Annotated in this window: 11 protein-coding genes; 3 read left to right on the top strand and 8 right to left on the bottom strand. The window is 73.1% G+C overall.

What is annotated here, in order from left to right; translation table 11 throughout:
* Positions 1–2 precede the first annotated feature (2 nt).
* Both ACP4J3_RS14670 and ACP4J3_RS14665 read left to right on the top strand, forming a co-directional pair.
* On the top strand, positions 3–440 hold the full coding sequence (locus tag ACP4J3_RS14670; RefSeq protein ID WP_426534258.1) for an acyl-CoA thioesterase: 438 nt from the start codon (positions 3–5) through the stop codon (positions 438–440).
* Positions 437–1,105 carry a hypothetical protein gene (locus ACP4J3_RS14665; RefSeq protein ID WP_426534256.1) on the top strand — a complete coding sequence of 223 codons (669 nt, stop codon included), beginning with the start codon at positions 437–439 and terminating at the stop codon, positions 1,103–1,105. The genes ACP4J3_RS14670 and ACP4J3_RS14665 overlap by 4 nt, the downstream gene beginning before the upstream one ends.
* 24 nt (positions 1,106–1,129) lie before the next feature.
* On the opposite strand, the gene ACP4J3_RS14660 is transcribed toward ACP4J3_RS14665, so the two are convergent.
* Positions 1,130–1,543 (bottom strand): globin, encoded by a 414-nt coding sequence (locus tag ACP4J3_RS14660; RefSeq protein ID WP_426534254.1) that lies wholly within the window; start codon positions 1,541–1,543, stop codon positions 1,130–1,132.
* A 152-nt stretch (positions 1,544–1,695) separates the two neighbouring features.
* Between ACP4J3_RS14660 and ACP4J3_RS14655 the strand changes: the two genes are divergently transcribed.
* Positions 1,696–2,682, top strand: a complete 987-nt coding sequence (locus ACP4J3_RS14655; protein WP_426534252.1) for a methyltransferase domain-containing protein — start codon at positions 1,696–1,698, stop codon at positions 2,680–2,682.
* Positions 2,683–2,812: 130 nt separating this feature from the next.
* On the opposite strand, the gene ACP4J3_RS14650 is transcribed toward ACP4J3_RS14655, so the two are convergent.
* The 7 genes from ACP4J3_RS14650 to ACP4J3_RS14620 all read right to left on the bottom strand — a co-directional run bounded on the left by ACP4J3_RS14650 (position 2,813) and on the right by ACP4J3_RS14620 (position 14,273).
* Positions 2,813–4,459, bottom strand: coding sequence for an FHA domain-containing protein (locus tag ACP4J3_RS14650; protein ID WP_426534250.1), 1,647 nt, complete (start codon positions 4,457–4,459; stop codon positions 2,813–2,815).
* Between the two features lie 38 nt (positions 4,460–4,497).
* Positions 4,498–5,844, bottom strand: coding sequence for a vWA domain-containing protein (locus tag ACP4J3_RS14645; protein WP_426534248.1), 1,347 nt, complete (start codon positions 5,842–5,844; stop codon positions 4,498–4,500).
* A 96-nt stretch (positions 5,845–5,940) separates the two neighbouring features.
* Complete coding sequence (locus tag ACP4J3_RS14640) at positions 5,941–7,581, bottom strand: protein phosphatase 2C domain-containing protein (RefSeq protein WP_426534246.1); 1,641 nt, start codon at positions 7,579–7,581, stop codon at positions 5,941–5,943.
* Positions 7,582–7,584: 3 nt separating this feature from the next.
* On the bottom strand, positions 7,585–10,146 hold the full coding sequence (locus ACP4J3_RS14635) for a tetratricopeptide repeat protein (RefSeq protein WP_426534244.1): 2,562 nt from the start codon (positions 10,144–10,146) through the stop codon (positions 7,585–7,587).
* A 160-nt stretch (positions 10,147–10,306) separates the two neighbouring features.
* Positions 10,307–11,638, bottom strand: a complete 1,332-nt coding sequence (locus tag ACP4J3_RS14630; RefSeq protein WP_426534242.1) for a hypothetical protein — start codon at positions 11,636–11,638, stop codon at positions 10,307–10,309.
* An 83-nt stretch (positions 11,639–11,721) separates the two neighbouring features.
* A complete protein-coding gene (locus ACP4J3_RS14625) occupies positions 11,722–12,807 on the bottom strand; it encodes a glutamate ABC transporter substrate-binding protein (RefSeq protein WP_426534240.1) in 1,086 nt (361 codons plus the stop codon).
* A 14-nt stretch (positions 12,808–12,821) separates the two neighbouring features.
* Complete coding sequence (locus ACP4J3_RS14620) at positions 12,822–14,273, bottom strand: hypothetical protein (protein ID WP_426534238.1); 1,452 nt, start codon at positions 14,271–14,273, stop codon at positions 12,822–12,824.
* Positions 14,274–14,405: the final 132 nt, after the last annotated feature.

The following is a 14,405-nucleotide window of genomic DNA, read 5'->3' as shown; positions in this document are numbered from 1 at the left end:
TCTTGCGCCACATCTACCGCTGCCCCCTGCGCTGGTCGGACATGGACGCGTACGGGCATGTCAACAACGCGGTCTTCGTCCGCTATCTGGAGGAAGCCCGTATCGACTTCCTGTTCCGTCCGGAGAGGGACTTCAAGCAGGGGTCGGTGGTGGCGCGCCACGAGATCGACTACAAGCGGCAGCTCGTCCACCGGCACCACCCGGTGGACATAGAGCTGTGGGTCAGTGAGATCAAGGCCGCGTCCTTCACCATCGGCTACGAGGTGAAGGACGACGACCTGGTCTACGTCCGGGCCTCGACGGTCGTCGTGCCGTTCGACTTCGAGGCCGAGCGGCCGCGCCGGATCACCGCGGAGGAGAAGGAGTTCCTCCGGGAGTACATGGACGACGAGCCCGGCGAGGCCGACCGAGCCGATGAGGAGGGGGCCGTCGCCGCATGACGGTGCTCCACCTCGCCGACGAGGGGGAGGCGGCGGATCTCGCGGCCTTCCTCTCCCGGCTGCTCCACTACGACCGTTCAGCCGCGGTGCGCCTGCAGGCGGCCGGCACCGCGCTCGCCGTCTTCGGGCGGCCGCCGTCCTTCGAGGTGCTGGCGATCCGCGCGGTGCGCCTGGCCAAGCCGTACGAGAACGGTCTCGACGTCACGCTGGACGCGACCGTCTCCGCCGGTGAACTCCTGGAGTCCGTCGACGAGTCGGCGGCCACCGCCGTCGTGCCGCAGGCCGTGACCGGACCGCCGTGGGCCGGGGTGCTCCCGCCGCGCGGCGGATGGCGGCCGGTGCCGGGGCTGCCCGCGTCCGACGCCCTGCGGGCGATGATCGGTGCGGGGATCGCCGAGTTCCGGTCGCGTACGCAGGAGCTGCCGGCCGAGCGGCGTACCCGGGCCGAGCTTGACCGGATCGGGCGGGAGATCTGGTCCCGGACCGTCGGGGACACCCAGTTGCCGGTACGGGCCGTGCACGCCGCCCAGTCACTGGGATTCCTGCGCGCCACCGGGGAGCCGACCCTGCTCTCGTCCGGCGCGTGGCTGCGGCTGCGCACGCCGTACGGGTCGATCGCCGTACGGCGTGCGGGGCTCGGGGCGCTCGACGTCAGCGTCCGCTGACGGCCACGCGGGCCGCCGGCTGGATCAGCCCGCCGTGTTCACCATCGACGCCGCCGCGTACGTGAGGTAGTTCCACAGCGTCCGCTCATGCTCCTCGGAGAGGCCGAGTTCGTCGACGGCGACCCGCATGTGCTTCAGCCAGGCGTCGTGCGCCGCGCGGTCGACAGTGAAGGGGGCGTGGCGCATGCGCAGGCGGGGGTGGCCGCGGTTCTCGCTGTACGTGGTCGGGCCGCCCCAGTACTGGATCAGGAACAGGGTCAGACGCTCCTCCGCCGGGCCCAGGTCCTCCTCGGGGTACATGGGCCGCAGCAGCGGGTCCTCCGCGACACCCTCGTAGAAACGGTGGACGAGGCGGCGGAAGGTCTCCTCCCCGCCGACCTGCTCGTAGAAGGTCTGCTCCTGAAGCGTGCCGCGCCGAATCTCATTCACGCCTCCCATGCTCTCAGACGCGGCGACCGAGGACTCCAGGCCTAGGACCGGTCGACAGTCCTGGACCGGTCGACAGTCCTGGACCGGTGAACCGAGAGGCTCGTTCCGGATGGCCGGGGCGGGTGCTCGCCTCGTGCCGTCTCGCGCAGGACAGTGGACGTATGAGCGCGCACGCACTCGACCGGGACCTGGAGAACCTCGCCGCCTCGGCGCGGGCCGCGCTGGTGCGCGGGATCGACCTGAGCGGGGCGTGGGCCGGCGACCCCGTGTGGCGGGACGTCTTCGGGGCCGTGCCGCGGCACCTGTTCGTGCCGTACTACTACGTCGGCGTCGCCGGCGGCTACGAGCGCCGCTGGGGCCAGAGCCCCGACCCGGCCGCGCGCGAGCGCTGGGTGCGCGGCGCCTACGCCGACACCCCGCTGGCCACCCGGCTGCGCGACGGCGAACTGCTCTCCTCCAGCAGCCAGCCGTCGCTGATGGCGATGATGCTGGTCGCGCTGGAGGTGCGGGACGGCGGCCGGGTCCTGGAGATCGGCGCCGGCACCGGCTACAACGCCGCCCTGCTCGCCCACCGGCTAGGCGACGACGATCTCGTCACCACCGTCGACCTGGAGCCGGAGATCACCGAGTCGGCCCGGCAGCACCTGGCCGCCGCCGGATACCACCCCGCCGTCGTCACCGGCGACGGCGCACGCGGCGTGCCCGAGCGCGCCCCCTTCGACCGCATCATCGCCACCTGCACCCTGCGGTCCGTCCCGCGCGCCTGGCTCGCCCAGTGCCGCCCCGGCGCCCGCATCCTGACGCCGCTCGCCACCGGCCTGGTCGCCCTCGCCGTACGGGACGCCGAGCACGCCGAGGGGCGCTTCCTGCACACGCCCGCCTACTTCGTGCCGCTGCGCGGAGGCAGCCGTTCCGAGCTGGAGCCGGCGCACCTGGGCGGGCTGCCGCGCCGGGCCAGGGAGCACGAACTGTTCCGCTTCCTGCTCGCCCTGACCCGCGGCAGCCTCGATCCGCAGGAGGCGTACGCGCTGTGGGACCGCGAGGGGCGGCCGGAGCGGGAGCGCTACGGGATCACGGTGCGCGGCGAGCACGAGTGGGCGTGGCTGGACGACCCCGAGGGGCCCTACGCGTGGCCGCTGCCCGGCTGAGACGCCGGGAGGGGTCGGTCGTACGGCCGTGAAGCCCCGTACGACCGACCCCTCCCGGGTGTCGAGAACCGGTTGAGAACCGGCAACCGGTCCAGACCCGGCCGAGAACCAGCCGAGAGCCGGCCGAGAACTAGCCGCGTCGGATCGTGATCGTCGTCCACGCCCCCACGTGCACCCGGTCGCCGTCCTGGAGCGGTACCGGCACGAAGGGCTGGATCGGCTCCTCGGCGCCGTTCACCGTGGTGCCGTTCGTCGAGTTCTGGTCGACGACCGCCCAGGTGCCGTCCGGCTGCTGGACCAGGACCGCGTGCTGGTGCGAGACGCCCGGGTCCTCCGGCGGCACCGACAGGTCGATGTCGGGGGTGTCGCCGGTGGAGTGGCGGCGGCGGCCGATGGTGACCTGGTTGCCGGTGAGCGTGCGCTGCTGCTCGGGCGAGTACGCGGGCAGGTTCAGGCCCGCGGCCTCGGGGCCGGAGCGCTGCATCATCGCCATGAAGTAGTCGCGGTCCGGACCGATGGTCGCCATCCAGGTCGTCGGCTGCTGCGGGTAGCCGGGGCCGGGCGAGGGCGGGGCCTGGGTCGCACCGGGCTGCGGGTAGCCGTAGCCGCCCTGAGCGGGAGCGCCCGGGCCCGACGAGGGCGGGGAGATCACCCAGTCGTCGTCACCGCCGCCGAAGGACGGGCCGCCCGGCTGTGGACGGTTCGGGTCCTGCCCGAACCCGGGCGGGGCCGGCGGGGCGGCGGGGCCGGCGCCGGGACCGGCCGACTGGAACGCCTGCGGAGCACCACCGGTCGCGCCCGGGCCGCCGGGGCCACCGGGCGGGGTGGGGCCGGGCGGCGGCGGAACCGGCCGCGAGGGGTCGCCGCCGAAGCCGGAGGGGCCGTTCATACCGGGGCCACCGGGACCGCCAGGGCCACCGAGACCGCCGGGGGCGCCAGGACCACCCGGTCCGCCCGGGCCACCGGGTGCGCCGGGGTTCGTGTTGCCCGGACCCGGACCGCCGGGACCCGGACCGCCCGGACCCGCGCCGAAGCCACCCGGGCCGCTGCCTGGACCACCCGGGCCAACGCCCGGACCGCCCGGACCACCGGGGCCGGCTCCGGGACCGCCGAAGCCCGAACCGGGACCGCCCATGCCACCGGGACCAGGACCACCAGGTCCGCCGGGCCCACCGGGTGCGCCAGGGCCACCTTGAGTGCCGGGACCGCCCGGGCCACCGGGACCACCGGGTCCGCCCTGTCCGCCCGGGACACCGGGACCACCCGGGCCACCCGGCCGCTGCGGCTCCGCGCCGAACGGTGGGATCGGTTCCGCCGGGCGGTTCACCTGGGACGGGCGCGAGCCCTGGTACTCGTACGAGTCACCGCCGCCGAACGACGGCGGAGGCCCCGACTGCTGCTGGAAGTGGGAGGGCAGGCCCGGCCCGCCGGGCGCCGGCGGGCGCGGGGCGGCGGGGGTGTACGACGTCGCCGTGTTGGTCAGGAAGTTCCACCGGCACTCCTCGCAGAACGGCGCACCGCCCTCACGCGGCGTACGGCACTGCGGGCACAGCTCCGGCTCCGGCATGCCGGACCTGGGCGGAGGGCCGCCCGGCTGACCGACGTTCGGGCCACCGGACGGGCCGCCGGGGCCGGGGCCACCGGGCGGCGGGAAGCCGTAGCCGCCGCCGGGCGGGGGCGGCGGAGGGGGCGGAGGTACGGCACCGGCCATGCGGTGACCGCAGACCTCGCACCAGTCGTCGGAACCCGACTGGTGTCCGTTCGGGCAGGTCGGCATGTCGGCGCTTCCCCCTCTCAGGTCAGGGAACTTCTAGCTCACTTCTTTACACGAACAGTCTTTGTCGACCGTGTCTCGAGAGTCATCTCGTCGGCCTCCTCGACCTTCGTCTTCAGTCGCACAGTACCTGTCGTGGCGTCGACGACGTCCACCACCTTCGCAAGCAGTTTCGCAGTATCCGCGTTTCCGGAGTCGTTCGCGAGCTGAACGGCGCGGCCCAGTTTGGCAGTTGCTCCATCCATATCGCCCGCTTTGCGAAGATCCAGCCCTTGTTGAATGGCTTGTGCCAGTTCGGCCTGGCCGGTGTAGTGGGCGACCTGTGGGTTGATCGACGTCGAGGCGACCATGTCGTCGGTCCATACGGCCCGTACGAGACCCTGCGCGCCCAAGTTCCCGGCGCTGCCGTCGGGTTGCGGAACCACCAGTGAAACCCGGGCGGCGAGCATCTCCTGGCCGATGTTCGCGGCCGGGACCTCGACGCAAACGTGGTAGTCACGGGACTCGTCGCCCCAGGACCCCGTGGGGTAGTCCCCGGCGCGCGGGCCGGCCTCGGTGCGGCGGTCGGTCAATTCCTCGACCGTCGGCGCGACTTGCTTGACGAACTTGATCGTGGTGCCGACCGGCGTCCACAGCCGCAGCGCGACGTCCGCGACCTCCTTGCCCATCGCCGTCTCCATCATCTGCGTGAAGTCGGCGGCGAGACCGGCCGGGTCCGCGACGATGTCGGCGCTGCCGAGCAGTGCGGAAGCGATCCCTGTGACTTCTTTCACTTCCCAGTCGGTGCCCACGCCGCGGGCGTCACACGTGAACCGTCCGGCACAGGCGTCGAGCGCGGCCTTCAGGTCCTCGGGCGACTCGTGCTCGTTGCGGCCGTCGGTGAGCAGGATGCCGTGCCGGATGGCGACGTCGTCCGAGGACAGCAGCCGGTCGGCCAGGCGCAGCCAGGTGCCGATGGCCGTGCCCCCGCCCGCGCTCAGCCTGCGCAGCGCCTGCTTGGCCTGGTCGCGGGTGGTGGCGTCGGCCACGGCGAGGTGGCCGCCGCCCGGGTAGACCTCCTTCGCCACGTGGGTGCCGCCGATCACCGCGAAGTGCACGCCGTCGCGCAGGGTGTCGATCGCGGCGGCCGTGGCGTCGCGGGCGTTGCGCATCTTGGTCGGCGGGTAGTCCATCGAGCCCGAGCAGTCGACCATGATCGCCACGGCCGCGTCCGGGCTCTGCCCCGGCGAGTACAGGTGGGGCGCGGTGACCGCGCTGCCGATGGTGCCGCCGCCGGTCGAGGTGACCGTGACGATCGCGTTGACCTCGCGGCCGCCCTCGGGCAGGTACTCGTTCTGGTACACGTCCACCGAGAACTGCGGCACGCTTGATTTCGAGAAATTGGCCATACGTTCTCAAATCCCCCTAAAGAACCCCGTGGTGGGGCCATGGCTGTCGACGGACCGGTCCCCTCCGGTCCGCTGAGGCCGTCCCCGCAGTAGGCCTCAGGCCGATCCTGCCCCCATCGGCGGTGCCGGGAACGGCAGGATCGCCACTGTTACGTTGTCGTGGCCCCCGCCGTCCAGCGCGTGGCCGACCAGTACCTGGGCCCCGTGCAGGGGGCGCGCGGCGGCGTCGAGGGGCACGGCGTCGGCCATGTCCTCGGCGGCCTCCGCGTAGTTCCACAGCCCGTCGGTGCACACGATCACCACACCCGGGCGGTCCGGCTTGAAGGAAGCGGTGTGCGGCTCCAGTTCGTAGGCGTCCGCGCCGAGCCAGCCCGTGATGGCGTGGGCGCGCTCGTCGGCGTACGCCTCGGCCTCGTTCATCAGGCCCGCGGCGACCATCTGCGCGGCCCAGGAGTCGTCCTCGGTGAGCCGGGCCGGGGGAGTGCCGCGGTCGACCGGGACCCAGTAGGCGCGGCTGTCGCCGACCCAGCCGACGACCAGCAGGCCGGCGGTGACCACGGCGCCGACGAGCGTGCAGGCCGGCGCGTTCTGGTGCGGGGCCTGCTCGCGGGCCGTGGCCGGTTCGCTCGCCAGCGCGTTGACCGCGTTCGAGGCGGCGATGATCGCGTCGTGCATGGCCTGCTGCGGGTGCGTGCCGCGCGGCAGGGCGGCCAGCAGCGAATCGCTCGCGGCGCGGGAGGCGGCCATCGAGGCGTCGTCGGGGCGGGTCGCCGAGGACACGCCGTCGCAGACGATCGCGAGCACCGCCGGGCGGCCGTCGGGCAGCGTGGCGGCGCCCACGGCGAACGCGTCCTCGTTGCGGTGGTGGCGCAGACCGCGGTCGCTGACGGCGGCGACGGGACCCGCGTCCTGCTCCATGTGGTCGCGCTCGCGCGGCTGGGCGTGCCCGCAGTTCTCGCAGTACCCGTCGTGATCGACGCGTCCCGCACGGCAGGCCACACACACCTTGGTGCCCTCGGGCGGGGTCGGCAGATCGGCGGCGATCCGCGGATCGGGCGCCTGCAAGGCGTACTCCTCGGGCTGCGGCGCACGATCGAACCGCACACCGGACGCCGGGGAGACCGGGGGGACCGGGGCGCCGGTCGCGGCTGGGGGGACGGCCGGGGGGTGCGGCGCCTGCGGGTCGGTGTGGCTGCCCGGACCTGCGTGCCCGCCCGGGGCCGGGTGGACGGCCGGTGCGTGGTGGCCGGGTGTCGGGATGCCGGGGTCGGTGGGGCTGCCCGGACCTGCGGGGCGGGCCGGACTGGCGTGGCTGCCCGGGGTCGGATAACCGTGCGGTGCGTGGTGGCCCGGTGCTGCGGGGGTCGGCGTCATGCCCTGGCTGCCCGGTGGCACCTCGGTCCCGCTCGTCGGCGGTGGCACCGGTGCGGCGGGTGGTGGTGACTGTGGGGGTGGGGGTGTGCCCGGGGGTACCGGGTGGGGTCCGGGGGCGTTCGTCGGGGGCTGTGTGGGTGCGGGCACGGTGGGGCCGTTCGGTGTGGGGGCGGCGGGCCAGTCCGTGCCGGGCGTGCCCGGGGCGGGGGGTGGCGTCGAGCCGTTCAGGGCGATGGTCGGGTGGTCGTCCGGCCGTACGGGCACGGCGGACAGGTCGTATCCGCACGCACCGCAGAAACGGTCACCCGACTCGAGCGGCCATTCGCAGCTCGGGCAGGCGGACAACTGGGGCATCTGCGACATCAACTACACCCACGTCCGGGGGCGGTAACGGTTGGCACGTTCCACCAGGTCGATCCTCTCCTCGCCGCCCCGTGCGAGCCGGGCCAGCATGCGGTACGAACGCTCCAGGCCGAAACGCAGTCCCCGCTCGTCCAGGCCACTGCCGAGCAGTGTCCGTCCTCCGGCGGCGGGAGGGACGGAACCCTGGCCCCCGGAGAGTATCCAGTCCAGCGCGCAGCCGAGGACTTCCGCCGACAACTGCTCTCGGCGCGCCGGATCCAGACCGTACGCCTCCAGCGCCTCGACCTGCCCCGCGGCGGCGGTCAGATCGTCCAGGAACGGCACGTCGGCGCCGACCCCCGTACGACCGCGCAGCCGCGCCCGGACGGCGGCGACGCGTGCGGCCGTGTAGTGGATGGAGCTCTCCGGAACCGACTCCAGGGTGCCTACGGCGCCACGGCGGTCGCCGGTCGCGAACTGGACGCGGGCCAGGCCGAAGGCGGCGCTGACGAAGCTGGGGTCGGTGGACCACACCAGGCGGTAGTACTCGGCGGCGTTGTCCAACTGCCCCAGCACCTCCGCGCACAGGCCGAGGGCCAGCTTGGGCGCGGGCTCGCCGGGGAAGGCGTCGTAGATCGCGTCGAAGGCGAGCGCGGCGCCCTCGTGGTCGCCGGTGACCAGCGCGGCCACGCCGCGGTACCAGACCACCCGCCAGTCGTCGGGCCGCTCGTCCTCCAGCTTCAGCAGCGCCTCGTGCGCGGTGCCGGTGTCGCCGTTCTCCAGCCAGGCCCGCACCTGCCGGAGCCGGGTCTCGGTCGACGGCGCGGGCGCGGCGGCGAGGGCGCCGAGCAGCTCGGCCGCCGCGGTGGTCATCAGGCCCGCGAGGAAACCGGCGTTGGGGTCGGAGGGGTCGACCCGGGGGACCGGCAGGGCGAGGGCGGCGGCGGGGGCGTCGGCGGCCTTGACGATGCCCGGGGTGCCGGGAGCGCCGGACGTGAGTGCCTTGCCGGCGCCGGCGCCGGCGCCGACGCCGGGCTCCAGGGCGGGGGAACCGGCCGCGGTGCGCTTCTTCCGGGACGGCGCCGCCCGCGCCCCCAGCCGCGAGACGTCCCCGTCCAGCCTCGGGAACAACTCCGTGTCCGTCACCCGCACTTCGGGCCCGAACAGCGTCGACAGCGACGGCCTGGCCCGCCCCGACTGCAGGGACACGACCTCGCGCAGCACGCCCGTGAGCTGCTCCGTCATCTCCTGCGCGGAGGCGAAGCGGCGGGCCGGGTCGGGGTCGGTGGCGCGGACCAGGAGGCGGTAGAAGGACTCGTACTGGCGGAAGACCTCGATGTTGTCGGGGTCGGGCAGCGAGTCGACGTAGACGTTCGTGTAGCCCTGGAAGTCGAAGGTCAGTACGGCGAGCGTGCGGGCGACCGTGAACAGGTCGGACGCCACCGAGGGGCCGACGTCCGCGACCTCCGGCGCCTGGTAGCCCACTGTGCCGTAGATCGCCGACTCCTCGTCGTCCATCCTGCGCACCGCGCCCATGTCGATCAGCTTGAGCTGGTCCTCGGTCTGGATGGCGTTGTCGACCTTGAAGTCGCAGTAGAGGAGATTGCGGCTGTGGAGGTGGCCGAGCGCCTCCAGGGCCTCGATGCCGTACGCGCACGCCTGCTCGACGGGCAGCGGGTCGCGCCGGCCGGTCTCCGTGCGGCGCGAGTTCGCGATCTCCTTCAGGGACTTGCCGCCGACGTACTCCATGACGATGTAGCCGTCGAGGGAGCCGGTGCGCTGGTCGAGGTGCTCGACGAAGTTGTAGATCCGCACGATGTTGGCGTGCTCGATCTCGGCGAGGAAGCGCCGCTCGGAGATCGCCGCCGCCATCGCGTCCTGGTCGCCGGTGTCGAGCAGGCCCTTGAGCACCACCCAGCGGTCGGAGACGGCGCGGTCCACGGCGAGGTAGATCCAGCCGAGCCCGCCGTGCGCGAGGCAGCCCACGACCTCGTACTGGCCGTGCACGATGTCGCCGGCCTTCAGCTTCGGGATGAACGAGTACGGGTGCCCGCACTTGGTGCAGAAGCCCTCGGTACGGCCCGGCCGGTCGCCGCGCGCACGGCCCACCGGCGCGCCGCAGTCCGAACGCGAGCAGAAACGCTTGCGCTCGGGCACCTCGGGGTTCTGAAGCACCATCGCGCGCGGGTCGGGCCGCGGCACGTCCGGCACCTGGACCAGACCGGCGCCGAGCCGGCTGCGGCCGCTGGAGCCCGCCGAGGAGCCGGAGCTGCGCACCGACACCGAGCGGCCCGTGGAACGGCCCGACAGCGCGCGCGAGAGCCGTCCCGACACCGAGCGCCGGGACTTCGACGACTGCGACGACGTACGCGAGCTGCCACGGCTGCCGGCGCGGGAGCTGTCACTGCCCGAACCGCGCCCGCCCTTGCCACCGCCGGTCATCCCGGTGGGCGGCGAGCCGACCATGCCGCTCGCCGAGACGACCGGGGCGAGCCCGCAGGTGTCGCAGTACAGCTCACCGCCACCCATGTCCTCGTACGCCCCACCACAGTCCGGCCGCTGGCAGGGCTGCTGTGCCTGACTCATGACGACGACTCCCCCCTTAGAGCCTGTGAACAAAGCCCCGCCAGCGCTGCGCCCGCCGCGATGGGGGTGCCCCCGCGCGAGCTCGATTCGAGCGTGGGGGAGGCTGATGTCGCTGTCGGCACGCGCTCCCCCACGGGGGTTTGTTCACAGGCTCTCACCCTCATGATCCCCCGCGATCCTCCGGCCCGCGCGGCCCCGGTACCCGGCCGCTGCCGAGCAGGTCGGCGGCCGCCTGCTGGTAGCGCAGGACCGCCTGTTCGGCGACGCGCAGGTCGCAGGGGGCGCTCCACAGCATGCGGCGGGCCGCGTCGTAGCGCTCGATCAGGAACGGGTCCTCCGCGAAGCCGTGCCGCGCGACCTTCGCCTTGTACGCGTCGAGGCGGCCGCGCAGCTCCGCGCGGACCGCCAGGGGCGCGGTGACCGCGGTCAGCGACTCGCGGGCGCGCAGCAGTTCGTCGTCCGCCTTCTGCTCCAGCGACTCCAGGAGCGGGGACAGACGGTGCCACTGGGCGTGTCTGCGGTACTCGGCGGCCGTCGCCAACTGCTCCTGCAGCGCGGTCGGCGGGCCGCTGACGACCGGCACCTCCGTGGCGGCGATCTTCGCCAGCACCTCGCCGCGCGCGGTGCGGGCCTCGGCCAGCGTGCGGTCCGCGCGCGAGAGCACGTCGCGCAGCTTGACCAGACGCTGCTCGGCATCCTGGCGGACCGTCAGCACCGCGTCGATCTCACGGCGTACGTCCTCCAGGGCGCGCGCCTCCCGGTCGTAGACCGTGGTGTCCGGCCGGCCGCCGCCCGGCGCCGAACTGCCCTGCGTGGGGATCCAGTACGCCAGCGGGTCGGAGACCACCTGCGCGCGCAGGTTGGTGAGGGTGCGGGTGATGCGCTCCAGGTCGTCGCCCGAGGGGTGCTCGCCGGGGCGTACGCCGACGGAGTGCGCGAGCTTGCGGGTGCGCTGGAGCTCCGCGGCGAGTAAATCGATCCGCGCGGGCAGCGCCGACCAGACGGCGTCGGCGGCGACGACCATGTCGAGCGAGGTCGCGTACAGTTCGTTCATCCGGTCGACCAGGGTGGCCAGCGAGAACTGCTCGCTGAGCTTGCTCGAAGCGCCTTGCAATGTCGGCGCGTTGGCGGTCGCCGTCGCGGTCGTCGAGCCCGCGACGGTCACGGAGTCGCCGCGCAGCAGCTCCGTCAGCTCCACCAGGTCGTCCCGGCTGGACCAGCGGCGCCGGGCGCGGATCTCGCGGGCGGAGCGCAACGCGTCCGTGTACGCGTCGAAGTACGCCCACAGCAACGTGATCGACGCCTCCGCGGCCGTCCAGCGCTCCTTGGTGACCCCGGTCAACTGCGCGCCCTCGAGAAGTCTGCGGCCCGCGTGGTCCTGCAGGGCGAGGAGCGAGGTCTCGATCGCCTCGTGCTCCGCGCCGAGCCGCGCCAGCGCACGGTCCACCTCGTCCCGGTCCATCACCGGCCCGGCGGGGTCCGTGACGCCCATCGATCACCTCTCGCTGCGTTGTGGTTTCGTCAGTCGTCTGTCAGTAATCGTCTGTCAGTAACTGTCTGTCAGTTGATGGTCGGTCACTTGTACCGGGCTTCGGGAGGGGTCGCCGACGCCGACTTCTTGTCGCCCTGGTCCATGGTCGGGTGCAGCCACTTCTCGTACGACGTCTTCCAGCCGCCGTCCTCGATGTAGTTCTCCAGGGTCCGGTTGACCTGGCGTACCAGATCGTCGGAGCCCAGCTTCATCGCCACGCCGTAGTACTCGTCGGTGAACAGTCCGCCCTTCAGTTCGACCGTGGGGTCCTGCGCGGCCTGACTGGCCGCCAGGGCGCCGTCGGTGACGATCGCGTCGACCTCGCCGAGCTGCAACTTCACCAGGCAGTCGAGCTGGTTGGGGACGGTGACGGCGATGTCGGTGGACGCGGGGAGGTCGCCTTCCTTCTTGTCCGCCTCGAGGTTGTCGTAGGCCGTGGAGCCCTCCGCCGAGCAGACCTTCTTCTTCGCCAGGCTCTTGTCGTACCCGGTGATCTCCGAGGTCTTGGGGGCGAGGACCTGCTGGCCGGTGACGAAGTACGGGGCGGAGAAGGCGACTTGCTCGATGCGGTCGCAGTTGATCGTCATGGTGCGGACCACCATGTCGACCTCGCCCTTCTGGATCGCCTCGATACGGCGGCTGGTCGGGATCGCCTTGAACCGCACGGCGTCGCGGTCGCCGAGTATGTCCTCGGCGATCCGGTGGACCAGGTCGATGTCGAAGCCCTCCAACGCGCCGGAGGGGTTGTTCGGGTCGAGGTAGCCCCAGCGGTAGCTGTTGGTGTCGATGCCGACGATCAGGCGCCGGTCCTTGCGGGCCTTGATGGCGTCGAGGGCCGGGGTGTCGCCGTTGCCGCCTGCCGGGGAGAGGCTCTTGTCCTGCGGGTTCTCGCAGTCCTCGGCCTCGGCCTGGAGGCCGGTGGTGACGCGGTGGCCGGCGGGGTCCGTGTCGCCGCCGGGGGCACCGGTGTCGCCGGACGGCTGGGAGAGCGGGAGCAGCAGGGCGAAGGCCAGGGCCATCGCGCACAGGACGGCCATCGCGCCGACGCCGCCCCAGCCGCGCAGGCCGGCCCGCAGACGGTGCCAGGGGGTGCTGGTGCGGCGTGTGTCGTGTGCGTGGTGCGCGTTCATCGTCGTGCCCCCTCTCACCGGTACTCCGACAGCCTGCGGCCGATGCCGAGGACCGCGCCGGCCGCGCCCAGGACCGCGAGGACCGCGGCGCCGGTCGGGAGGCCGGTCAGCGAGTCGCGGCCGTCGCCCGCGGCCTGCCTGAACTCGGTCTGCTCGTGCTTCAGTGCCGTGGCCAGGGCCTGGTCGACGTTGTCGAAGCACACGCTCGTCGGCTCCTTCGCGGTGCCGATCACACGGTCGCGGGCGGCCTGGTAGTTGCCCGAGTCGTTGTCGGCGCGGGCGATGCCGTGGCGGTCCTTCCAGATCTTCATGAAGCCGTTCGCGTCCTGCACCGGCTTCCTCCCCGCCGTGTCGTCGGCGAGGCCCGCGGCCCGGGTGAGCGCCTTGCCGAGCTCCTCGATCTCCCGGTCGTAGCCCCACTCGTACGCGTCCACGACCGTGTCGTCGTCGAGCGCCTTGGTGTCCGCGCCGCGGCGGACCAGGGCGAGGTTCTCGTCGCTGCGGGCGGTGAGGGAGGCGATCCGGGCCTCGTGCAGCACGTTCAAGGAGCGGACGCCGTGGTCGTAGGAGTCGTTCAGGCCCGCGCGGGCCACGGTGTGCCCCACGGTGAGCCACAGCAGGACGACCGTGGAGGCGGCCGTGGCGGTGACCAGGCCGTGGTTGAGGACCCTGTTGGTGCGCCGGTAGTTGCGGCGCTGGGCCCAGGCGAGGCCGCCCAGGGCGACGATGCCGAGGCCCGCGGCCGCCCAGGGGAAGGACTTCGCGTCGGCGTAGTCCTCGCGCAGGCGCTGGTTCTCGGTCCGGTGCAGCTTCTGGGCGGCCGGCAGCATCTTCTGCTGCATCATCTCGTTCGCGGCGCGCAGATAGGCGCCGCCGACGGGGTAGCCCTGGCGGTTGTTGGCCCGCGCGGTCTCGACCAGGCCGTTGTACTCGGGGAGCAGTCTGCTGAGTTCGGCGATCGTGTCCGCCGAGGTCGAGCCCGGTTCGGAGTTGGCGGCGGCGGTGACGAGCTTGGCGGCGGCCGTGCGGATGTCCGTCTCGTAGCCCTCGCGCATGGCGGGCTTCTCCTGCAGACCGGCGAGGTAGCCGCTGGCCGCGGCGGTGTTGGCGTCCGCGAGGGAGCGGTAGATGTCGGCCGCGTCCGAGGTGAGGGGCTGGCTGCGGTTGAGGACGTCGTCGGCCGCGCTCGCGCGCTCGGTCATCTGCCAGGCGGCGATGGCGCCGAAGGCGATGACGAGGAGGGCGAGGAGGGCGCCGATGATGCGCAGGCGGCCGGGTTCGGTGGTGGCGGCCGCGCGGAGCTGGTCGAAGCCCTCGGCGAAGGCGGTGCGGCGGGGTTCGGTGGAGGTGGGGCCGGGCGCGGCCGGGCGGTGGGGCTGTGGGGGGACGGACGGCAGGGTGGGGGTGCCGTGCACCGGGTCGTGGCCCGGTGGTGGTGCGGTGCTGCTCTTCGGCGTCTGTGTCACTGCTGACCTCCCCCGTGGTCATCCGTCGCGGCAAGTATCGCTGCCGGGACTGACATCCGCACCGGCCTTCCCTGGATCTTGATCGGATCGCAGCGGAGCGCCTGCCGGCGGCCGACAGGATCCCGCACCTCC

The sequence above is a fragment of the Streptomyces sp. UG1 genome, from assembly GCF_049974585.1.
Taxonomy (GTDB): domain Bacteria; phylum Actinomycetota; class Actinomycetes; order Streptomycetales; family Streptomycetaceae; genus Streptomyces.
The sequence above is the reverse complement of the archived record's forward strand: the minus strand, read 5'-3'. Positions and strand labels throughout refer to the sequence as shown.